The organism is Rothia gullae, from assembly GCF_024294905.1.
GTDB lineage: Bacteria > Actinomycetota > Actinomycetes > Actinomycetales > Micrococcaceae > Rothia.
Genome location: NZ_JANCOC010000016.1, coordinates 37,604 through 59,899 on the forward strand (window position 1 = coordinate 37,604; position 22,296 = coordinate 59,899).

Annotated in this window: 20 protein-coding genes and 1 pseudogene; 20 read left to right on the forward strand and 1 reads right to left on the reverse strand. The window is 57.0% G+C overall.

Going from position 1 to position 22,296, the window contains the following annotated elements:
- The first annotated feature begins 32 nt into the window (after nt 1–32).
- On the forward strand, nt 33–818 hold the full coding sequence (locus NML54_RS08630) for a type 1 glutamine amidotransferase family protein (protein WP_254757518.1): 786 nt from the start codon (nt 33–35) through the stop codon (nt 816–818).
- Complete coding sequence (locus NML54_RS08635) at nt 818–1,600, forward strand: HisA/HisF-related TIM barrel protein (protein ID WP_254757520.1); 783 nt, start codon at nt 818–820, stop codon at nt 1,598–1,600. Before NML54_RS08630 ends, NML54_RS08635 begins: the two co-directional genes overlap by 1 nt.
- Before the next feature lie 197 nt (nt 1,601–1,797).
- On the opposite strand, the gene NML54_RS08640 is transcribed toward NML54_RS08635, so the two are convergent.
- Nucleotides 1,798–2,220, reverse strand: coding sequence for a DUF1844 domain-containing protein (locus tag NML54_RS08640; protein WP_254757522.1), 423 nt, complete (start codon nt 2,218–2,220; stop codon nt 1,798–1,800).
- A 140-nt stretch (nt 2,221–2,360) separates the two neighbouring features.
- On the opposite strand from NML54_RS08640, the gene infC reads away from it, so the two are divergent.
- The 18 genes and pseudogenes from infC (at nt 2,361) to tyrS (ending at nt 21,953) form a co-directional block, all read left to right on the forward strand.
- Nucleotides 2,361–3,215 (forward strand): translation initiation factor IF-3, encoded by an 855-nt coding sequence (infC, locus tag NML54_RS08645; protein WP_371925805.1) that lies wholly within the window; start codon nt 2,361–2,363, stop codon nt 3,213–3,215.
- A 197-nt stretch (nt 3,216–3,412) separates the two neighbouring features.
- Nucleotides 3,413–3,607 (forward strand): 50S ribosomal protein L35, encoded by a 195-nt coding sequence (gene rpmI / locus NML54_RS08650; RefSeq protein WP_004006287.1) that lies wholly within the window; start codon nt 3,413–3,415, stop codon nt 3,605–3,607.
- Between the two features lie 114 nt (nt 3,608–3,721).
- Nucleotides 3,722–4,102 (forward strand): 50S ribosomal protein L20, encoded by a 381-nt coding sequence (rplT, locus tag NML54_RS08655; protein ID WP_005507127.1) that lies wholly within the window; start codon nt 3,722–3,724, stop codon nt 4,100–4,102.
- Between the two features lie 209 nt (nt 4,103–4,311).
- The gene (locus tag NML54_RS08660) at nt 4,312–5,223 is read left to right on the forward strand and encodes a TrmH family RNA methyltransferase (protein ID WP_254757543.1); all 912 of its coding nucleotides are present in this window, start codon (nt 4,312–4,314) and stop codon (nt 5,221–5,223) included.
- A gap of 83 nt (nt 5,224–5,306) precedes the next feature.
- Nucleotides 5,307–6,236 carry a cation diffusion facilitator family transporter gene (locus NML54_RS08665; protein ID WP_254757524.1) on the forward strand — a complete coding sequence of 310 codons (930 nt, stop codon included), beginning with the start codon at nt 5,307–5,309 and terminating at the stop codon, nt 6,234–6,236.
- 19 nt (nt 6,237–6,255) lie between these two features.
- A complete protein-coding gene (locus NML54_RS08670) occupies nt 6,256–7,071 on the forward strand; it encodes a DUF421 domain-containing protein (RefSeq protein ID WP_254757525.1) in 816 nt (271 codons plus the stop codon).
- A 17-nt stretch (nt 7,072–7,088) separates the two neighbouring features.
- Nucleotides 7,089–7,571 carry a (deoxy)nucleoside triphosphate pyrophosphohydrolase gene (locus NML54_RS08675; RefSeq protein ID WP_256500392.1) on the forward strand — a complete coding sequence of 161 codons (483 nt, stop codon included), beginning with the start codon at nt 7,089–7,091 and terminating at the stop codon, nt 7,569–7,571.
- Between the two features lie 435 nt (nt 7,572–8,006).
- A pseudogene (locus NML54_RS08680) lies at nt 8,007–8,402 on the forward strand (FTR1 family iron permease); the annotation flags it as partial.
- 36 nt (nt 8,403–8,438) lie between these two features.
- Nucleotides 8,439–8,972 carry a Dyp-type peroxidase domain-containing protein gene (locus NML54_RS08685; RefSeq protein ID WP_256500399.1) on the forward strand — a complete coding sequence of 178 codons (534 nt, stop codon included), beginning with the start codon at nt 8,439–8,441 and terminating at the stop codon, nt 8,970–8,972.
- A 271-nt stretch (nt 8,973–9,243) separates the two neighbouring features.
- On the forward strand, nt 9,244–9,765 hold the full coding sequence (locus NML54_RS08690; protein ID WP_254757527.1) for an ABC transporter ATPase: 522 nt from the start codon (nt 9,244–9,246) through the stop codon (nt 9,763–9,765).
- A 237-nt stretch (nt 9,766–10,002) separates the two neighbouring features.
- Nucleotides 10,003–11,130, forward strand: a complete 1,128-nt coding sequence (gene pheS / locus NML54_RS08695; RefSeq protein WP_254757529.1) for a phenylalanine--tRNA ligase subunit alpha — start codon at nt 10,003–10,005, stop codon at nt 11,128–11,130.
- A 3-nt stretch (nt 11,131–11,133) separates the two neighbouring features.
- Nucleotides 11,134–13,704: a phenylalanine--tRNA ligase subunit beta gene (gene pheT / locus NML54_RS08700; protein ID WP_254757530.1), complete on the forward strand. Its 2,571-nt coding sequence runs from the start codon at nt 11,134–11,136 to the stop codon at nt 13,702–13,704.
- A gap of 192 nt (nt 13,705–13,896) precedes the next feature.
- Nucleotides 13,897–14,652, forward strand: coding sequence for a hypothetical protein (locus NML54_RS08705; RefSeq protein WP_254757532.1), 756 nt, complete (start codon nt 13,897–13,899; stop codon nt 14,650–14,652).
- A 398-nt stretch (nt 14,653–15,050) separates the two neighbouring features.
- A complete protein-coding gene (locus tag NML54_RS08710) occupies nt 15,051–15,536 on the forward strand; it encodes an arginine repressor (protein WP_254757533.1) in 486 nt (161 codons plus the stop codon).
- Nucleotides 15,537–15,689: 153 nt separating this feature from the next.
- Nucleotides 15,690–17,294, forward strand: a complete 1,605-nt coding sequence (locus tag NML54_RS08715; protein WP_254757535.1) for an AMP-binding protein — start codon at nt 15,690–15,692, stop codon at nt 17,292–17,294.
- Nucleotides 17,295–17,427: 133 nt separating this feature from the next.
- Complete coding sequence (locus NML54_RS08720) at nt 17,428–18,003, forward strand: adenine phosphoribosyltransferase (protein WP_005507865.1); 576 nt, start codon at nt 17,428–17,430, stop codon at nt 18,001–18,003.
- Nucleotides 18,004–18,187: 184 nt separating this feature from the next.
- Nucleotides 18,188–20,482: a HelD family protein gene (locus tag NML54_RS08725; RefSeq protein WP_254757537.1), complete on the forward strand. Its 2,295-nt coding sequence runs from the start codon at nt 18,188–18,190 to the stop codon at nt 20,480–20,482.
- A 166-nt stretch (nt 20,483–20,648) separates the two neighbouring features.
- Nucleotides 20,649–21,953 (forward strand): tyrosine--tRNA ligase, encoded by a 1,305-nt coding sequence (gene tyrS, locus NML54_RS08730; RefSeq protein WP_254757539.1) that lies wholly within the window; start codon nt 20,649–20,651, stop codon nt 21,951–21,953.
- Nucleotides 21,954–22,296 lie beyond the last annotated feature (343 nt).

A 22,296-nucleotide genomic window follows, 5' to 3' on the forward strand; every position in this document is an offset into this window, starting at 1 on the left:
CTTGAGCCTATGAAAGAAATAGGAGTGCACCGATGCCTGTTCCCGTTGAATCCACATCCGTCGAAACTGAATCTGCACAGGAAACTGAATCTGTACAGAGTGCTCAGACCGCTCGTCCTGTGGTTGCCGTTTTGGGGGAACCCGGAACTCGTGGTGCCCTGGTGAAGATTCTTCAGGATGCGGGGGCTGAGGTCATCGTGACCGCTGTGGCAGAGCAGCTGCGTGAGGCCGACGGCATGGTGGTTACCGGCAGTGCGAGCTCTCTTGAGGTGTATGAAGATCTGAAAGCTAAGGACGCTGAGCGCGTGATTGGTCGCCGTGTTGCCGGCGGTCGTCCGGTGTTGGTCGCCGGTGCAGCGTTGAGCTGCCTCTTCGATTCGGTTACGGTGGAGCATCCGCAGATGGGGCAGGTTCAGGTGCCGTGCATGGGGGAGTGGCCCGGTGAGAGCGTGGAGCTTTCTACCCGCGACCTGGCGCCCGGTGTTTCTGCTCTGCGTTCTTCCGCCGATAGTGCGCTGCTCAAGAATCTTGAGGGTGAGGCTCACTTCAAATCTGAGCACGGCGTTTTTGAGTGGGTCTTTGATCAGAGCATTGAATATATTGCCCCTCCGGCGGTGACTTGGACTGTCACCGAGCCCGCCTATATCGCGGCGGTTGAGAACGGTCCGCTGACGGCGGTGCAGTTCTGTCCGGTAGGTTCTGGCGAGCTGGGGGCGGAGTTTATGCGCCGCTGGGTTGCGTCCCTGGCGGTGACCGGTCGCCTGTCTTCTGAGTCTCTGTCTTCTGGCGACTCCGCTACTGCTGCGGGAGGTAACTAATGTCTGCACCCGTTCTTGAACTTCTGCCCGCTGTTGATATTTCTGAAGGCTGCGCGGTGCGCCCTGTGGGCGGCACCCTGTCCGGTGGTGAGCAGCGCCTCGACCCTGTTGAGGCGGCTCTGACCTGGGTGAAGGCTGGTGCGCGCTGGATTCACCTGGTTGACCTTGATTTGGCATTTGGCCGCGGCACGAATACTGAGGTTCTGGCTGAGGTGGTTGCTGCCGTCCGTGCCGAGAATGCCCGCGGCTCCGCTCCGGTTCGTATTCAGGTCAGCGGCGGTGTGCGTAATGCTGAGAGTCTGGAGCGAGCCCTGAGCCTGAGCCCGGATCGGGTGAACGTGACCAGTGCGGCTCTGGCGGATTCTTCCTGGCTTGAAGGTACTCTGGCTCGTTATGCCGATTCTGATCTTCTGGCTCTTGGCCTCGATGCCCGCTATAACCCTGAACGGGGCTGGGTGACGGTGGCTCGCGGTACCGACTGGTCGGGTCCTGACCTGGCGGAGGCACTGGCGTGGCTGGAAGGCACGGGTGTGCGCCGCTATATCGTCACGGATGTGAGCAAAGACGGTTCTCTGGCGGGTCCCGGTGCGGAGCTACTGGATGAGGTGCTGGCTCAAACTGCTTGTCGGGTGGTGGCGTCCGGTGGTGTGGCGTCGCTGGCTGACCTTGTAAATCTACGTTCCATGGTGTCTTATGGTTTGGAGGGCGTGGTGCTTGGTAAGGCGCTGTATGTGGGCAACTTTAGTTTTGAGCAGGCTCTTGAGGCTGCTGGCTCCCGCTAAAGCTACCGGTTCGCGCTAGTCCGCTTACCTATCCCGCGTAGATTTCTTATCCGTACAGGCTCGCATAGGCTTTATATGTGGCGAAGCCCCGTCTTCCTCAGCGTGAGGGAGGCGGGGCTTCGTGATGACATAAACCAGGTTGCGGCTTATGCAGACCAGCTGGTTAGTGTGCGTTCTGGTTTAGTACACGTGCTGGTTTAGTACACCGGGCCGGTGAGCTTTTCTCCGGGGCCCTTGCCGGGCTCGTCCGGGAAGGGGGATGCTTCGCGGAATGCGAGCTGCAGGGTGCGCAGGCCGTCGCGCAGGGGTGCTGCGTGCTGGGAGCCGATTTCGGGTGCTGCGGCGGTGACGAGGCCTGCCAGCGCGGTGATGAGCTTGCGTGCTTCGTCGAGGTCCTTGAGGTCGTCGGCGTTTTCGTCTGTTGCTAGGCCACACTTGACGGCTGCGGCGCTCATCATGTGGATGGCTGCGGAGCTGATGATTTCGATGGCGGGTACGTCTGCGATGTCGCGCAGCTGTTCGTTGACGGCTTCGACCTGCTCTTCGGTGAGTTCGGTGTGGCCGTGTACGGGGGTTTCTTCTTCCGCGGTGAAGCGGAAATTCGTGTTTTCAGTGCTCATAGTCTTAGAATCTCATATTTCGTTTGTTTCGGTAAATGCGTCCTTAAGAGTGGGTGCTTCTGTGGACTTTCTGGGGGAGTCACCGTAATTTTTATGGTGTTTTGCGTCTATTTCCTTGCGTCTGTCGGGGATTCTGCGGTATGGTTATAGGCAGTTTGCAAGTGGAGCATGCCTCCCACCCGGTTGACCGCCGCAGGCGTTTGTTTGCGAGTTTTGAGGTGAACGGGTTCGTCCGCCGTTTTCGGCGTACGCTGGTTTGTGCCTCCGCTTGTGTAACTGCGGGGGCTTTTTTAGCGCCCGCAACGGATAGTATTCACGGGGAAACCCACAGAGCACAGGAGCTAGTCATTAGCGAACCACGCATTAACGATCGTATCCGCGTTCCCGAGGTCCGTCTTGTCGGTCCCGGTGGCGAGCAGGTAGGCGTTGTCCCTCTGAAGGACGCTCTGCGTCTGGCTGAGGACGCCGAACTCGACCTGGTCGAGGTTGCCCCGAACGCGAAGCCGCCCGTGTGCAAGCTCATGGATTACGGTAAGTACAAGTACGAAGCCGCAATCAAGGCTCGTGAATCCCGCAAGAAGCAGGCTAATGCCGTTCTGAAGGAGATCCGTTTCCGCCTGAAGATTGATACCCACGACTACGAAACCAAGGTTGGACACGCTCGTCGTTTCCTTTCCGGTGGTGACAAGGTCAAGGCAATGATTCAGTTCCGTGGTCGTGAGCAGCAGCGCCCCGAGATGGGTGTGCGTCTGCTGGAGCGTCTGGCGGCTGAGCTGGCTGAGGTGAGCACCGTTGAGTCTCGCCCCCGTCAGGATGGCCGCAACATGGTGATGGTTCTGGCTCCGCTTCGCGGTAAGGCAGAGGCTCGCCGTGAGCAGGGCGCCGGCGGTCGCAAGGGTCGCGAGCGTATTGACACGACCAAGGCGAAGCCAGTAACTAATTCTTTGGCAGACGCTATGCCTGCCGAGTTGAAGGCACAGGCTTCCGCCGAGTAGGGAACCGGGTCGTCACTTTAGGATGGGCACGCGCCTCCACCGTTGGGTGGGTGTTGCGGGTTCACCCGGTGCCGGTTCCGAGGCGCCTCGTTGGGGGCGCCTCACCTTTGGTCCTTGGGGCTGATGTGTGTATCGCTCAACCCCACTAAGCTACCCCGCTGTTGTGGCGGGGGATGAATGTAAGGAGAACGGCAGCTATGCCGAAGCAGAAGACCCACTCTGGTGCTAAGAAGCGCTTCAAGCTCACCGGTAGCGGCAAGGTTAAGCGCCAGCAGGCGAACCGTCGCCACTACCTGGAGCACAAGTCCTCTCGTCTGACCCGTCGTCTGGCTTCTGACCAGATTGTTACCGGCGGCCAGGCAAAGGTTGTCAAGAAGATGCTGGGTAAGTAAGCAACGCTTACTCTCTGCACCTGGCGCACCGATAGCGGTGCGCACTGATTAAAGACTCGCTCCTGTTCAGCGTGATATGTGAGCTGTTCAGGACATAAGACGAAGGAGACACACGTGGCACGTGTGAAGCGCGCGGTTAACGCGCACAAGAAGCGCCGTACTATTCTCGATCGTGCATCCGGCTACCGCGGTCAGCGTTCTCGCCTGTACCGTAAGGCTAAGGAGCAGGTCACTCACTCGCTGGTTTACAGCTACGACCACCGCCGTAAGAAGAAGGGTGACTTCCGTCGCCTGTGGATTCAGCGTATTAACGCTGCTTCCCGCGCACAGGGCCTGACCTACAACCGCTTCATCCAGGGCCTGAAGGCTGCTGGTGTTGAGGTTGACCGCCGTATGCTGGCTGAGCTGGCTGTTAATGAGCCCGCTGCCTTCAACGCACTGGTTGAGATTGCTAAGAACAACCTGCCCGAGGACACCTCGGCTCCCAAGGCTTAATTAGCCTAGGTTGTGTTCTTATCTCGAAGATTTAGGTTCGGGGTAGGATGCTTAAGCGTCGTGAGCGGCCGTCTGCACTTTTTGAGTGTGGGCGGCCGCTTTCTGCGTATTTGGGGATTGCGCTTGTGGCTGTTCTGCGTTTTTGGGTGTGCCTTTGCCTGTACCCTTTAAGGGTGAACTTTTTTGAACGTATTAGTACCCCCGTTGTGATGTCCAATCCGCAGGCAGATCGTGTGCGCGATATTGCGAAGCTGCGTACCCGCGCTGCTCGCACGAAGAAGGGCCAGTTCCTGGTGGAGGGCCCGCAGGCTGTACGTGAGGCGTTGAAGGCGCATCTGAAGAAGCCGATTCTGGATGCTGTCTACGTTACGGAGGCGGCTTTTGACCGTCATGAGGATATTGCTGAGCTGCTGGAGCAGGTGTACGGCACTTCCACCCCGGAGGAGGGTCGCCGCGTCTTTATGCGTGTGGTGACCGATGAGGTGCTGGAGGCGATGGCTGATTCGGTGAGCCCGCAGGGTATTATGGCGGTTTCCTTTATGGTGGATGCGTCGTTCTCGCTGCTGTGGGGTGAGGGCGCGTTGAACCCGAAGCTGATTGCTGTGCTGTCTCGTGTGCAGGATCCGGGTAATGCGGGCACTATTCTTCGCGTGGCTGATGCAGCCGGTGCTGACCTGGTGATTACGACTAAGGGTTCGGTGGATTTGTATAACCCGAAGACGGTGCGTTCTACGGCGGGTTCGCTGTTCCACGTGCCGATTATTCAGGGCGTGCAGCTGGAGGATTTCGCGGAGGATGTGAAGTCTCAGGGTGCTGCTGTGCTGGCTGCTGACGGCTATGGTGCGGTGAATCTGCAGGAGCTGAGTGAGTACACTGCGGCTCGTTGTGCCGGTGCGGAGGCGAGTGCTCCTTCCGGCGTGAAGGATAATTTTGATCTTTCTAAGCCGACGATGTGGCTTTTCGGGAATGAGGCGCAGGGCTTGAATGCTGAAGAGAAGGCAGCGGCGACCATGCGCGTGGCTGTTCCTGTCTATGGTTCGGCTGAGTCTTTGAATGTGGGTACGGCTGCTGCTGTGTGCCTGTATGCTTCGGCGATGGCTCAGCGCGGCGTTTCTCGCTAGGTTTTAGGCGGTTCACGGCTGTGGTACAGCGGTGGGCTGCTTTAGCCTCATAGGTTTTAGTTTAGGGCTGAGAAAGGGAAATTATGTCTGCTCCTTCTGGTCATTCTGGCCATTCGGGTTCGGGTGCGATTATTGCCGCGCTGGGTGCGAACCTGGGTATTGCGGTGCTGAAGTTTTTGGCTTTTGGGCTGACTCGTTCTTCGTCGATGTTGGCGGAGGCTATTCACTCGGTGGCTGACTCAGGTAATCAGCTTCTGCTTCTTTTGGGCGGTCGTGCTTCGCAGAAGCAGGCTGATGAGGAACATCCGTTTGGTTATGGCCGTAACCGCTATATTTACGCGTTTATTGTTTCGATTATTATCTTTGCCCTGGGTGGCTTGTTCGCTCTGTATGAGGGTTATGAGAAGTTGCATGACCCGCACGGTATTACTGAGTGGCAGTGGGTTCCGGTGGCTGTTCTGGTGGGTTCGATCCTACTGGAGGGTAATTCGTTCCGCGTGGCGGTGAAGGAGTCGCGTGATTTGAAGGGCAAGCAGAGCTGGATGCGTTTCTTGCGTACTTCGAAGAACCCGGAGCTTCCGGTACTTCTGCTGGAGGATGCGGGTGCGCTGCTGGGTCTGATTTTTGCGCTCTTTGGTGTGGGCATGACCCTGCTAACCGGTAATGGCCTGTGGGATGCGTTCGGCACTTTGGCTATTGGTGTGTTGCTGGTCTTTATTGCAGTGTTCCTTGCGGTCGAGATGAAGTCGCTGATTTTGGGTGAGGCTGCTTCTCCGGAGGATTTGGCGAAGATTCGTGCGGCGATTGAGGATGGCGATAGCGAGCGCATTATCCACATTAAGACCGTACACTTGGGTCCTGAGGAGATTCTGGTGGCGGCGAAGATTCGTATTCATGATGCTGACACTGGTTGTGCGGTAGCTGATGAGATTGATGCTGCCGAGGTGCGTATTCGCCAGGCCGTTCCTGCGGCACGCATCATTTATTTGGAACCGGATATTTTCCGGGCTTAGTTCTAGGAAATTTTTTGGTATGACCGTTGAGACAGTTGTTGATGGTTTGCTGAAGATTTTCTTCGGCTTAATCATTATTTTGGTGTACCTGCGCCTGACTCACCGTTCTCAGGCGGGTCACCAGACCCCGATTGATACTATCGGTAACTTTGTCATCGGTGGTCTGATTGGTGGTGTGCTGTATAGCGAGCAGATTAGCTTGTTCTACTTCCTCGTCTACCTGGTGTTTACGCTGTGCATGATTCAGCTACTGAACATGGCGACGACGAAGATTCGTTTTCTGCATATGGCGGTGCGTGAGCAGCGCGTGCCGGTCATTGCGGATGGTGATATCGATATTAAGAGCTTCTATCAGGTAGACGTGGTGCTTGACCCGATGCGCCTGATTGCTGACCTGCGTGCGCAGGGTATTTATGACCTGGAAGAAATTGAGTTCGCTCAGATTGAACCGAATGGTGCGTTGAGTGTGATCCGTAAGGGTGATGGTGTGCCGAACTTTGCTCTGATTGTGAAGGGTAGCTTGGTTACTCGCGATATCGCGGATGCGCACAAGACCGAGGATTGGGTGTACCTGCAGTTGCGTGCCGCTGAGGTTGAGCTTGAGGATGTCTTCCTCATGGAGTTCAAGAACGGTAACCGCCTTCTGATTCTGCTGAATGACGGCACTAATATTCGCCGTGAGGTAGCAGAAGCCTCGAATATGAATGATGAGGAAGAAGAGTGGCAGGAAGGCGTGGAGGAAGCTCCTGAGCCTGAGGAGACTGAGGATGCCGAGAACGAAGTAGCGGAGCACGCTGCTGAGGATGCGCATCCGATGATGGATTCTAAAGCGTAGAAGAAGGTAGAGAAAGAATGAGTGAAGTGTCGCCCTCGTTTGAGGTTCAGGTGGTTGGCGCCGCCGTGGTTGATTCTTTGGTGGCTCCGACCCGTATGTTGGTGGCTCAGCGTTCTGAGCCGCAGACTGTTGCCGGTATGTGGGAGTTCCCGGGCGGTAAGGTCGAGCCGGGGGAGAGCTGCGAGCAGGCGCTGGTGCGTGAGCTGAGGGAGGAGCTGGGCGTGCAGGCGCGTTTGGGTGCTGAGGTGCCCGGCGCGTATCCGCAGGGCTGGCGTCTGAGCGAGCGTCTGGCGATGCGCGTGTTCTTTGCGGAGATTCTTTCGGGCACTCCGGATACTTTGGAAGATCACAGCGCGTTGCGGTGGATGCCGTTGCCGAAGTCTAAGAATGACGCGCAGGCGTACGATGATTTGCTGGGTTTGCCGTGGATTCCAGCGGATTTGCCGATTGTTGTGGCTCTTCTGCAGCAAGTGCAGGATGCAGGTACTGGCGAGGCATAATCCTGGTGGCGTGGCGCTAAGACTCTGTGCTAGTTCTCTGCGTTAGTTCGTTGCGCGGCTAATTTGCCGTTGTGCGAGAAGTTTGCGGCGGTAACAGGATAAATTTTCTCTATCTTTTTGACACTGTTTGAAGGCGGGATTCCCTGTGGGGAGTCCCGCCTTTATTCATATTTTGAGGGTGATTTATGCGCCAGGTGATCCTGACTTGTGTGTTTATTAGGGTGTTTATTCAAAGTGCGTAAAGTTATGGCGACAGGTCGTGTCTAAGAGCCTGCGCCGTAAAGACATAGGCGATTTTAGGCGTGTTTTAGGCGTGCTCAGCCTCATAATCCGGGATGCAATCCTGCACCAATCACCGTATGTTTATTAGGTAAGAAAAAACTATCTAATTGGTGATGCCGAGATGAACTTTTGGGAGCCTTCCTCGGAAACTTTTTGATCGGCCTGCGCGAAGGCCTCGAAGCGGCACTGGTTGTCGGCGTCCTGCTCGCCTACATCCGCAAAACGCAGCGCACCCACCTGCTGGCACCCATGTGGGCCGGCGTCGGTGTGGAGATCCTGCTGTCCCTCGGCTTTGGCGCTCTGCTAACCTTCGTCCCCCAAACCCTCACCTTCGAAGCTTAGGAAGCCATCGGCGGTTCCCTGTCCATCATTTCGGTTGGCTTCGTCACCTGGATGATTTTCTGGATGGCTGAAAACGCCCGCATGCTTTCTGCCGAGCTTAGGGGCAAGCTGGACGCTGTGCAGACCAGCGCCTGGGCTGTGGTTCTGCTGGCGGCGCTTTCCGTAGGCCGTGAAGGCCTGGAAACCACCCTGTTTATCTGGTCGGCTACCCGCACCGCCGGTCAGGAGGCGAACGCAACCCCCATGCTCGGCGCACTCGCCGGTTGCTCCTCCAATTCCAGTGCGCAGACTTCTGCGAGCGCTTCCCCGACCGCTGTGAAGGATTCCCACTCTTTCTACGGCAAGCATCAGAGTGGCATTTCTACGGAGGTGCAGGACCGCATGTATTTTGCGGCGCTGAACTTGAAGACTACCGACCGTGACGAGATCCAGTCCCTGTTCAAGGAGTGGAGTGCCGCTGCTGCGAAGTTGCAGGCGGGCGAGTTGGTGGGGGAGGACCGCTCCTATGAGGCGCCTCCTAAGGACACCGGCGAGGCGATGGACCTGTCTGCCGCGAACCTGACCCTCACCTTTGGTCTGGGTCGTAGCTTCTTTGTTGATGATGAGGGTAAGGATCGTTTTGGCTTTGCGAGCAAGCTCCCGGAGGCGCTGGTCCGCATCCCTCATATGACCGGTGATGCGCTGGAAGCTAAGCCGCATACCGGTAGTGCGCTGTTTGCTGTGCCGCCGGGTGTAAAGGATGAGAACGACTACATCTGCTCGGGTCTTTTCAGCTAGTGGGTGTATGGAACTAGCGCCTGCTTGGGGTTGCTGAGCGGCGTGTCTGTGTTGTTGAAAGCAGGAGGTGGGGTCACCTCCTGCTTTCTCTTGTTGAGGCGTGTGCAGCCGCTATTTTGCGGGTGTTGGGGTGCTTGGGTTGTCTCTTTGTGGGTTTTTGTTGGGGAAGGGTTTTTGTCATATATGGGTTCGACACGGGTGCATACTTTGGAAACCAATCGGTAGGCGGGTAGTATTGAGGGAGAAATCACATACGTATTGGGAGGCAATGATGACTGCTCAACCCCCGTTTGATCCGGGTGCCTACCGCTCCGACGCGGTTCCCTCGGACACTCAAGCTATTTATATTCAGGAAGGCGGCGCTGAGCCGCGCGGAATTCTGTTCCACTCGCCGACCAAGCACCCGAAGATTCTGCGTCTGCAGGAGATTATGATTGTCTCCGCGCTGCTCTGCTTTATCCACGGTGTTATTTCCTCGTTTGTGCCGGGTAACCTGTCCCCGTTGCAGGGTCTGCCGGAGGTCGGTGTTGCAGGCGGTATCGGTCTGCTGGTTGTTTCTGCTGTTGTGTACATCTGGGTGTACTTCACGATTCAGAAGGGCAAGCGTCTGGGCCTGACTGTCGGTCTGATTTTTGCAATTCTGGGTGCGTTCGTGGCGATTATGTCTCTGATTGGTAATGTCATTGACGCTCAGCGCTACGGCTTCGTGCCCCTGTACGCGGCATGGTTCATTGCGAACGTGCTGTGGATTCGTGCTTCTTTTGACCCGGCTGTGAAGCAGGCTCTGAAGTAGAAGCGCCCTCTTCAACCCTGTTGTTGAAAAGATATACTCTAGAACGCCCGGATGGACTATCCGGGCGTTCTGCTGTTTACGCTCCCTTCTCTGGTCTAAAATGGATAGGATATGCGCCCGTCGCCTTCCCCTTGTCCCGCCCCCTGTGCGGGTAGCCGGGGGAGAGCAGGCGGTGCTACCTAAGGTGTATAACGAGCCAGCCGGTATAGTGCCGGTGGTATGCAGAGAAGAGTGACAATGACCGATTCCGTGCAGGAACACGAGGGTCTTAACGGCCCGGCTCAGGTTCTCGCCCGCCTTGCGCAGGTTCTGGAGGAGAACCCCGAGAACGGTTTGGACGCTATCCGTGAGGCTTTTGAGGCTGAGCGTGAGCGCGCCCGCCAGGAGATTCGCGAGAAGGCTAAGGACTTTGACAGCCTCAAGGAGGTGCGCCTGAGCTTCTTCGGGGAAAAGGGCATCATGAGCATCGCTAACCGCCAGATGCGTGACCTTCAGAACCAGCACAAGGGCCCGGTGGGTAAGCTGATGGGTCAGGCTCGTGCAGCCCTGACTGAGGCTATTGAGGCTCGTACTGCTGAGCTGGAGGCTGAGCGTGAGGCTCGCATCCTGGCTGAGGAAGCTGTGGATGTTTCTGCTGCTTCGCCTCGCCGTTCCCTGGGCGGCCGCCACCCGATTGCTCTGATGCAGGAGCGCCTGACTGATATTTTCGTCGGTATGGGTTGGGAAGTTGCTGACGGCCCGGAGCTGGAGTCTGAATGGTACAACTTTGACGCTCTGAACATTAAGCCGGATCACCCGGCACGCGAAATGCAGGATACTTTCTACGTTGAGCCGAAGAGCGCTCACCTGCTGTTGCGCACTCACACGTCGCCGGTGCAGATGCGCTCGCTTCTTTCGCGTGATTTGCCGCTGTACATTGTGTGCCCGGGCCAGGTGTACCGCACCGATGAGCTGGACGCGACCCACACCCCGGTCTTCCACCAGATTGAGGGCCTTGCTGTGGATAAGGGCCTGACGATGGCTGATCTGAAGGGCACCTTGGAATACATGGCACGCGCCATGTTCGGTGAGGACGCTAAGATTCGCCTGCGCCCGAACTTCTTCCCGTTCACTGAGCCTTCCGCTGAGCTGGATTTGTGGCACCCGAACGCTAAGGGCGGCCCGCAGTGGATTGAGTGGGGTGGCTGCGGCATGGTGAACCCGAATGTTCTGCGTGCTGCGGGTATTGATCCTGAGGAGTACTCGGGCTTCGCTTTCGGTATGGGTATTGAACGTACCCTCATGTTCCGTAACAACGTCGCTGACATGCATGACATGGTTGAAGGCGACATCCGTTTCTCTGAGCAGTTCGGGATGGAGATCTAAATTATGCGTGTACCCCTGTCATGGCTGCGCGAGTTCGTGCCTGTAGCTGAGGATGCTTCGGCTGAAGATTTGATGGCGACCCTGGTGAAGGTTGGCCTGGAAGAAGAAGACGTTCACCGCCCCTCTGATGAGCTGTCCGGCCCGATTGTGGTTGGTCAGGTGCTCTCTATGGAGCCGGAGACCCACTCGAACGGCAAAACCGTGAACTGGTGCCAGGTGCGTGTGGTTCCGGAGGGTCAGGAGCAGACTCTGACCGGTAAGGGCATTGAGCCTTCCGGTGTTCAGGGCATTATTTGTGGTGCCCACAATTTCGTACCCGGCGACAAGGTTGTTGTGACCTTGCCCGGCGCTGTTCTGCCCGGTGGTTTCGCGATTACTGCCCGTAAGACTTACGGTCACAAGTCGGCTGGCATGATTGCTTCGACTCGTGAGCTGGGTATTGGCGATGATCACGGCGGCATCCTGGTGCTTTCGACTCTGGGCCTGGACCCGGAGCTTGGCACCGATGCGATGGAGCTGCTGGGCCTGTACGATCAGGCTGCTGAGGTGAACGTGACCCCGGACCGCGGTTACGCGTTCTCTCTGCGCGGTATTGCTCGCGAGTGGTGCCACGCTACCGGTTCTTCCTTTGAGGATTTTGTGCTGGCGTACGGCGAGCGCGCCCCGGAGGCGAACGAATCTGGTCACGCGGTTTCTCTGCGTGATGACGCCCCGATTCACGGTAACCCCGCATGCACTCGTTTCGTGATGCGTGAGGTGTCGGGCGTGAAGGCGGATGCGCCGGTTCCGACGTGGATGTCTTCGCGTCTGCGTCTGGCGGGTGTGCGCTCGCTGTCGCTGCCGGTGGATATTTCGAACTACGTGATGCTGGAGACCGGTCAGCCGCTGCACTTCTACGATGCTGACAAGGTTCAGGGTGAGATTGTGGTGCGTCGCGCCGCTGCTGGCGAGAAGCTGGTGACCCTGGATGGTGTTGAGCGTACTCTGCACCCCGAGGATATTGTCATTGCTGATGATTCCGGCGTGATTGGTCTTGCCGGTGTGATGGGTGGCGCCTCGACTGAGGTGACCGATTCGACTACCCGTATTTTGGTGGAGTCTGCTCGTTTTGATGAGGTGTCGGTGGCTCGTACTGCGCGCCGTCACAAGCTGATTTCTGAGTCTTCGAAGCGTTTTGAGCGTGGCGTGGATCCGCAGATTCAGGCTGCGGCTGCTCAGCGTGCGGTTGAGCTGCTGGTTGAGCTGGCTGGTGCTCAGGTTGAGCCGGGTGTTACTGATGTGTCGCTTGGATATGAGCCGGTCGTGATTGATCTGCCTGCTGATTACACTGCTGGTCGTATTGGCGTGGATTACTCGCCGGTGCAGATTGAGTCTTGCCTGCGTGAGATTGGTTGCTCGGTGGAGCGTACTGAGTCTGGTTACGCGGTGACTGTTCCGTCGTGGCGTACTGACCTGCGTGCGAAGGAGGACCTGACTGAGGAAATCGCACGTATTGACGGTTACGAGAACATCCCCTCGACTCTGCCGGTGGCTCCCGCGGGCCGCGGTTACACTCCGGAGCAGGCGGGTAAGCGTCGTGCGCTGAATGCGTTGGCGGCTTCGGGTCTGACTGAGGTTTTCGCGTACCCCTTCGTGTCGGCTGATGCGAACAACCTGTGGTCGGCTCCGTGGGTGAGCACCCCTGAGAACCCGGTGACTGAGGTTCCTTCGGTTCGCCTGGAGAACCCGATTTCTTCGGCTGAGGGCTGGATGCGCCGTTCGCTGCTACCGGGCCTGGTTGAGGTTCTGAAGCGTAACTTGTCTCGTGGTTTCAAGAACCTGGCTATTTTTGAGGCGGGTCACGTGTTCATTCCGGGTGAGCAGCTGGGTTCGGAGTCTATTCCGCCGCTGGGTGCTCGTCCTTCGGATGAGGTTCTGGCTGATTTGAATGCCGGTATTCCGCAGCAGCCTACTTTCATTGCTGGCCTGTTTGCAGGTACTGAGCATGAGGTGATGCCGGGCGCTGCTCCGCGCGCTTTCGATTGGCGTGACGCTCTGGATGCTGTGCGTTTGGTTGCTGACGCTGTTTCGGCTGAGATTCAGGTGCGTAATGGTGTGCATACTGCGTTCCACCCGGGCCGTGTGGCTGAGGTGCTGAACGCTGCCGGTGAGCGTGTTGGTTTTGCTGGTGAGTTGCATCCGAAGCTGCTGCAGGAGCTGAACCTGCCTGAGCGTACCTGCGCGTTTGAGTTGGATTTCTCGGTGCTGTTTGCTGGTCGTATTGAGGCGCGTCAGGCTACTCCGGTGCTGACTTTCCCGGCTGCTACTCAGGATGTGGCACTTCTGGTTGACCGCGATCTGCCTGCTTCTGAGGTGGAGCGTGTTCTGCGTGAGGGCGCTGGCGAGCTGCTGGAGGATATCCGCGTCTTTGATGATTACCGCGGTGTCGGTATTGATGAGTCGAAGAAGTCTTTGGCGTTTGCTCTGCGTTTCCGCGCGCCGGATCGTACGCTGACTGCTGATGAGGCGTCGGCTGCTCGTGAGGCTGCTGTGGCTGCGACTGTTGAGCAGCTGGGTGCGGAACCGCGTGTCTAACCGGGTCTAACCCTATGGTGTAATGCCTAGTGCTGACGGGGTGGGAGTTGTTGGCTCCCACCCCGTAGCTTGTGGCGTTGCGTGGTGGGTTTACCTGTTGGGTTGGTTAATGAAGCGTTGATAAGCGCTTTCATTGGTGAACTCATGCGGTTATGGGTACCCTAGAAGATAGATGAAGTGAGGGAGAGAGTAATGGCTAATCGAGAGAACTCGAGCGAACAGGATGAGCTTTTGAAGTCTGATGTCGAAGAAACCTACTTTGAGGAATCCCAGTACGAGGATTCTGAGTATGAGGAGTACGAGGATTACGACGATGAGGAAGAGAACTCCTCTCTTTTCGCGATGAGTGAGGAAGAGCTGGATGACCGTCCGGGCGTGAACTGGCTGTCGGTTCTTTCTGCTGCTGTTGCGGTTATTCTTTCCATTGTTTTGGCTATTGCGGGTGTTCGTGCTTTTGCGTCGGTGAATAATAACGCCGAGTATGCCGGTAAGAGCTGGGTCATTCAGGGCACCTACCAGGATTTGACTCCTGACCTGATTACGAAGGGTAATGTGGCTCGTTATAAGGGCAACCTGCCGGCTGATGACGCGCTGAATGATAAGACGTATGTGTCGAACCTGAAGGATAAGTATCAGGTGACTTCGGGTGCTCCGATTGAGTTCCGTGGTTCGCAGACTGGTGATGTTCCTTCCGAGTTCCCGCGTGAGGTGGATGGCCTGTTGGTGGAGAAGGGCGGCACTCTTGAGGTCGTCTACACCGCTGAGAAGGGCACGTTGAAGCCTGTCACTGAGGACAGCGTGAATGCTGAGCGTTTTGCCGGTATCGCAAGTATTGTTGGTGCGGTGCTGGTGCTTCTGCTGGGCCTGGGTTTTGCTGTGTGGCTGAACCGCCGTTCGCGCGATATCGAGTATGAGGACCTGGATGGTCTGGTGGAGGATGAGCGCTAGGCGTTTTTCGAATCTTGAGGATTGGCCGATTGACATTTTGTTGAGGGAGCCTGTTTCTGGCGCACGTGGTGTTGCTGGAGGCAGGCTCCTTTTTCGCACTCGCCTACCGGATGGTCTCTTGACCGGGGCAACGCGTCAGCCCACAATGTTCTTGCACGCCATGCATTCATTGCGAGGTTATGCGCCCGAATGGGTAGATACACGCTACATTCGGGGCGTTTTGTGTGACAGCTGGTGAGATAAACCCTGAAAATTCCCTCATATCTTGGAATAATCCATATTTGGTGCGCATATTTATGTGCATATGTATTATCTTGGGTAGTAAAGAATGTTGCGCTGCGCCACCGTTGGGCAGCTCCGTTCTGAATTCGTGATTGGCACCGTAGGAAGAAGAGATTATGCCTTTCCCCTCGACCAAGATCGCGCGTCAGGCACGCATCGTTGAATTGCTGCAGACCCGACGTATCCGCTCCCAGGCTGAACTGGCGCAGTACCTAACCGATGATGGTATGAAGGTTACTCAGGCGACCCTTTCCCGTGATCTTGTTGAAATTGGCGCTGAGCGCATCCGTGATGAAGGCGCCGGCTTGATTTATGCTGTGCCGAATTACCCTGCTCGTCGTGGCGGCGGTACTGCACCTGATGCCCGTATGATTTCCCTGTTTACGGAGCTGCTGATTACCGCTGAAGGTTCGGCGAATATTACGGTTCTGCGTACTCCTCCGGGTGCTGCACAGTTCTTGGCTTCGTCTATTGATCAGGGCGGTCTTGAAGCGATTATGGGAACTATTGCAGGTGACGATACGGTCCTAGTGGTTACTCGTGACCCCAATGGTGGGGCTGCGCTTGCCGAGAGCTTCTTGGATTGGTCTGCTGGTCAGTAGTAGTTGGGGCGTATCTTGCGCTGTTCTTCTGATGTTTTGGGGGAACGGTTGAAGGTACGCCCTTCTGCTGTCTTCGGGCTCTTCTTGCGGGCTTCTAGCTCGGCTTCTCTTTTTCTAAATATACCGATTTTTCTGTGGTGAGAGTTTTCTATCATGTCTGAAATGCACGATTCAGCGAACAATATTGCCTACCTTTTGACGGAGGCTGCTTCTGATTCTGGGGCTAGGGCGGCTTTGGCGATTCCGGCTTCTGACTCTGCTGATGTGCAGGTGGTGAGTTACGCGCAGCTGGCGTCTGCTGCCGCGCAGGTTCAGCGTCATCTGGCGGCGCTTGGTGTTGAGCGTGGTGACCGTGTGGCGTTGTCTATGCCGAATGTGGCGTTGATGCCGGCGTTGTATTACGGCATTGTGGCTGCGGGTGCGATTTGTGTTCCGTTGAATCCGCTGTTGTCGGGTGCTGAGCTGGAGTATCATTTGCGCGATAGCGGGGCGAAGGTGCTTTTTGCTTTTGCGGGTACTCGTCTGGCGTCGGAGGCAACCTCGACGGTGCCGGTGAAGAACGGTTCGGTTCGTTGCGAGATTTTCACCGGGGGAGAGGGCTCACCGGTGGCTCCTTTTGAGGCGTCTGCCGATAGCGCGCTGTCGGCTGCTGTTCCGTCGGCTGCTGTTCTGGAGCCTGTCCCGGTGGCAGCGAGTGATGCGGCGATTATTTTGTACACGTCAGGCACGACGGGCAAGCCGAAGGGCGCGACGCTGACTCACGCAAATATCCTCTCGAATGCTCGTAGCTGTGTGAGTGTTTTTGGGTTCACCGCTGAGGACGTCATTTTTGGTGGTCTTCCGCTGTTCCATGCGTTCGGTCAGACGGTGTCGATGAATGCGGCGTTTGCGGCGTCGGCTACGGTGGCTTTGCTGCCGCGTTTTACTCCCGATGGCGCGCTGAACCTGATTGAGGGCGCGGGGGTTTCGGTGCTGGCTGCGGTGCCGAGCATGTACGTGTCGTTGGCGGCGGCGCTGGAGGCTGAGCCTGAGCGTGCGCGCTCGCTGCGCGGCCGCATCCGTTTCGGTATTTCGGGTGGTTCGCCGTTGCCCGCCCCGGTACATGCTGCGTGGAAGACGCTGATTGAGTGCCCGGTGTATGAGGGCTATGGTTTGAGCGAGACTTCGCCGGTGGTTTCGTTTAATCAGGCGGAGTTTGGCATGGTGCTCGGCTCGGTGGGTCGTGTGCTGCCGGGCGTGCAGGTGCAGGTGCGTTGCCCGGAAGGTTCCGAGTGCGCGCCGGGCGTGAGCGGTCAGCTGTGGGTGCGCGGCGAGAATGTGATGGCTGGTTACTGGAATAATCCGGCGGCTACTGCTGAGGTTTTTGACGGCGAGTGGTTTGCGACCGGTGATGTTGCTCGTGTTGATGAGCAGGGCAATATTTTTATTGTGGATCGTATTAAGGACATGGTTCTGCGTAACGGCTATTCGGTGTATCCGCGTGAGATTGAGGATGTTCTCTACACCCATGAGCAGGTGCAGTCGGTAGCGGTGCTGGGTGTGCCGGATGAGCGCGTGGGTGAGGAGGTCGTCGCCGTGGTGATGCCGCGTCCTGGTGCGGATGAGGGTGTGCTGCAGGCGGAGTTGAATGCTTTGGCGCGTACTCGTTTGGCGGCGTATAAGTATCCTCGCCGTTACGTGATGGTGGAGAGCATGCCGCTGGGCCCGACCGGTAAGATCCTCAAGCGTGACTTGCGGGTTTCGATTCAGCAGGGCTGAACCCGCCAGGTGGTTTGTGGCGCTGTTCTGAGGACAAGCGCGGGCTAAGAGGGTAGAATCTTGTAGGCGGCTTCTACCGCGTTATTGTTCCCGGTTGTTATACCTGGGCTGAACCATCCACGAAAGAGAGAGCATGAGCGTTCCCGCTTCTGAGGCTTCGCGAACCCCTATTGAGCAGTTGATTCCGGCTGCTTGCGCTACGATTCCGAATTACCCGCACGAGGGCATCCTCTTTTACGATGTGACCACTCTCTTCGCTAATGCTGAGGTGTTCAAGGCGTGCATTGATGAGCTGGCTACCCGTTTTGAGGGTCAGTTTGATGTGGTGGCTGGTGTTGAGGCTCGTGGCTTCTTGCTGGCGTCTGCGCTCGCGTACGCTACGGGTACCGGCGTGATGACGGTTCGTAAGGCGGGTAAGCTTCCGCGTGAGACGTACCGTGAGGAGTATGCGCTGGAGTACGGTAGCGCGGCGATTGAGATTCACTGTAATGATTTCGCGCCGGGTACTCGTGTGCTTCTGCTGGATGATTTGCTGGCGACTGGCGGTACCCTGGTGGCTGCCGCGAAGCTGGTGGAGCGCGCGAACCTGAAGGTCGCCGGCGTCGGCGCTCTTCTGGAACTGGAGGGCCTGGGCGGTCGTGAGGCGCTGGACGGTTACCGTCTTGAGACGCTGAGCTTGGTCTCTGAGTATCCGCTGCCGTCGAAGTAGTTTTATAGATGTGGAGGTGCCCCGCCGGTTGGTCCGGTGGGGCACTTTTCTGTGTATGCTTGGGCGGGTTTTCTGTGGGGGTAATATTTCGGCGCTACGGAGCCTGTCCTGTAAAATAGTGACCCGTATTTTTGGGTGTCTGTCGCACCCTGTCTTTGAGACACTATAGGTTTAAGGAGCTTACGTGTCATCTGAATCTTTGCCCCAGCAGTCTGCTGATTCTTCGGCGGCTGAGAAGCTGTTTGCTGAGCAGATGGCTGCGGAGCGTGAGTATGTTGCTCGCGTGTATGCCCGTCTGGATGAGCTCCGTGAGGAGACGGCTGAGAAGCTGGCTGCTGTGCGTAAGAATCAGGCGGTGGGCGGTCATCAGAACCGTTCGGAGCGTGACTCTTTTGCTACTCACTATGAGGATCGTTTGGCGCAGCTGAATGCTGTGGATTCTCGTCTGACCTTTGGCCGCCTGGATATGGACCGTGAGGGCGCTGATGCGGTGCGTTATATCGGCCGTATTGGTATTACGGATAGCAATCAGCAGCGTCTGCTGATGGACTGGCGTGCCCCGGAGGCGGGTACGTTCTATCAGGCGACTGCTTTCCAGCCGATGGGTGTGCGCCGTCGCCGTCACCTGATGCTTGAGGGCCGTACTGTCGTCAATATTGAGGATGAGGTCTTCGATTCGGAGATGCTGCAGGATGAGGATTCCCTCCACGGCGAGGGCGCTCTGCTGGCGGCGTTGAATAAGAAGCGTACCGGCCGCATGGGCGATATTGTGGCGACGATTCAGGCTGAGCAGGATGCGATTATCCGCTCGGAGCTTCCGGGCGTACGTGTGGTGCAGGGTGGTCCCGGTACCGGTAAGACCGCTGTGGCGCTGCATCGTGCGGCGTATCTGCTGTACACGAACCGTGAGCGCCTGTCGAAGGCTGGCGTGCTGGTGGTTGGTCCGTCGAATTCGTTCATGTGGTACATCGAGCGTGTGCTTCCGTCGCTGGGCGAGACCGGCGTGGTGATGTCTTCGCTGGCGACCCTGTATCCGGGTCTGCGTGCTGTGCCTGAGAAGGACCGTGCGGTTGCCGCGTTGAAGGGCGATTTGCGCATGGTGAAGGTTATTAAGCGTGCGGTGGCGGATCGTCAGAAGGTGCCTGCTCAGGTTCAGCGTCTGAATGTTGAGGGCACTGATGTTGAGCTGACTCCGGAGATGGTTCGTTCGGCTCGTTCTCGTGCTCGTTCGACCGGCAAGCCGCATAATGAGGCTCGCGAGACGTTCGTGAAGATTCTGTTGAAGGAGCTGACCGCGAAGCTGGATGATCAGCTGAACCGTGCGGCGGGTCGTGTGGTGGAGCGTCCGTACTTGCAGGATGATGTGCGTGCCTCGATGGATGTGCGCCGCGCCCTGAACTTGGCGTGGATGCCGCTGTCGCCGGAGACCCTGTTGCGCTCGCTGTTTTCGAAGCCGCACTATCTGGAGTCTGCGACTCGTGAGTTGTCGATGGCTGAGCGTGAGCTGCTGGCTCGCCCGGCGGATGCCCCCTTCACGGAGGCTGATGTTCCTCTGCTGGATGAGGCTGCTGAGCTTTTGGGTGATTTTTCGAAGGTGACCGGTGCGGCTGCAGCGGCTCGTGCAGCTGCGGAGCATCGTGCGAACATTGAGAATGCAGCGAAGGCTTTGGAGAATGTTCACCAGTCGCTGGAGGATATTGGCGCTGATGGCGTGATTACTCCTGAGCAGATTGCGATGATGAATGAGGTTCGTGGCGAGCGTATGACTGCTGCGGCTGCGGCGTCGGCTGATCGTACGTGGGCGTATGGCCATATTGTGGTGGATGAGGCTCAGGAGCTCTCACCCATGCAGTGGCGTTTGCTGATGCGTCGTTGCCCGATGAAGTCGTTTACGATTGTGGGCGATATTGCTCAGGCTTCTTCTGCTGCGGCTGCTTCGTCGTGGTCGCAGGCGTTGGAGCCGTTTGTGGGTGAGCGTTTCACGCTGGAGGAGCTGACGATTAATTACCGTACTCCGGCTCAGATTGCTGAGGCGGCGGTGTCGGTTGCTCAGGCTGCTGGTTATGAGGTGTCTGCGCCTCGTGCGGTGCGTGAGGGACGTTGGGCTCCGCTGGTTCATGAGGTTGCCTCCGAGTCTGTTGTGGAGCAGACCGTTGCCGTGGTCAGCGAGGAGGTCGCTTATTCGGGTGGTGCTCTGATTGGTGTGGTGTGCCCGCCGAGCCTGTATATTCAGACTGCTCAGGCTGTGGCTCGTGCTCATGCTGATCGTACGGGTACTGCGCAGACTGCGTTGGAGAATCAGGTGCTGGTTCTGACTCCGTGGGAGGCGAAGGGCCTGGAGTTTGATGTTGTGGTGATTGTTGAGCCGCAGCAGCTGATTGATGATGCTGATGGTGCTGTGGGCGACTTGTACGTGTCGATGACTCGTCCGACTCAGCGCCTGCACATGGTGGGTTCGCGGATGCCCGCGGGTCTGTAGCCTTGCGGCTTGTGTAGCCTCTATCTGTTATTTCTTTGAGCCGGCGCCGCACCGTTTTGGGCGCTCGCTTGGGTTTTTCTGAGTGTTTGGGCTGTTGCGGTGCTAGGCTTGTTACATATTTTGTTCGAGCGCCTTCGGGCGTTGTTACCTTGTGAATGGGAGAAGCATGTCTGCCGAGATCCTCAACGCGCAGCATAATGACGATACCTTCGAGAATATTTGGCAGGAGCTGAAGTGGCGCGGCCTGGTGCACGTGAGCACTGATGAGGCTGCTCTGGAGAAGGCGCTGAGCGAGGAGAGCCTGACTTTCTATACGGGTTATGATCCGACTGCGGCTTCTTTGCACCTGGGTCACTTGGTGCAGCTGCTGGTGATGCGTCGTCTGCAGTTGGCTGGTCACAAGCCGCTGGGTCTGGTGGGTGGTTTCACCGGTTTGATTGGTGATCCGCGTCAGACTTCTGAGCGTGTGCTGAACTCACCTGAGGTTGTTGCTGAGTGGGTTAAGTCTCTGCGTGCTCAGATTGAGCGTTTTCTATCCTTCGAGGGTGAGAACGCTGCCCGCATGGTGAATAACTTGGACTGGAGCGGTCAGATGTCTGCTCTGCAGTTGCTGCGCGATGTTGGTAAGCATTTCCGCGTGGGCACCATGGTGAAGAAGGAGATTGTTGCGAAGCGTCTGCATTCTGATGAGGGCATTTCGTACACTGAGTTTTCCTACCAGATCCTGCAGGGCTTGGACTTCTTGGAACTGAACCGTCGTTTTGGTTGTACTCTGCAGACCGGTGGTTCTGATCAGTGGGGTAACCTGACGAGCGGTACTGAGCTGATTCGTAAGGTTGAGGGTAAGAGCGTTCACGCTATTGGTACTCCGCTGATTACTAACTCTGATGGTACTAAGTTTGGTAAGAGCGAGGGTAACGCTATTTGGCTGAACCCGCAGATGTGCTCGCCGTACGCTTTCTACCAGTTCTGGCTGAACACTGCGGATGCGGATGTGCTGGATCGTTTGAAGGTCTTTACGTTCTTGACTCGTGCTGAGATTGCTGAGTTTGCGGAGAAGGTTGAGAAGGAGCCGTTTAAGCGTGAGGCTCAGAAGACTCTGGCGTACCTGGTGACTTCGCTGGTTCACGGTACTGAGGCTACTGATCAGGCTGTGGCTGCTTCGGAGGCTTTGTTTGGTAAGGGCGATTTCGCTGCTCTGGATGAGGCTACCTTGGAGTCTGTGGTTGCTGAGCTTCCTTCGGCTAAGCTGTCCGAGGATCGTCTGGATATGATTTCTGTTCTGACTGAGCTGGGCTTTGCGAAGTCTAACTCTGAGGCTCGTCGCATTCTGAAGGAGGGCGGCGCTTCGGTGAATGGTGTGAAGGTTCAGGGCGAGGACGCAGCTATTTCTAAGGATGATTTGCTGCACGGTCGTTTTGCGATGGTTCGCCGTGGCAAGAAAAACCAGGGCGCTGTAGAGCTGATCTAGTCTTCTCGATACATATAGATGGGGAGGGGTGCTTCTCTGCTGAGTGTTTAGTACTGAGTGTTCGGTACTGGATGTTCGGCGGGGGAGCGCCCCTCCTTTTCTGTTCCCTATATACGTTCCCTATATACACAGAGCCCCTTCGTCAGGAGGAGCTCTGTACTTCTGTCGTCTGATCTTTGCTTTCTGTTGGTCATTGCTTTCTGTGACTCCTTGGCTACACGATTCTCTCGTTGGCCGGCGCTGCTTGCCTGTTTTGAGAGCGATTTCTGCTCTTTTTGGAGGCTCTGGGAGGGCATTCTGCGAGGGTTTGAGTGGTTTCTTCTGCGTTTATAAGGTTTTTTGG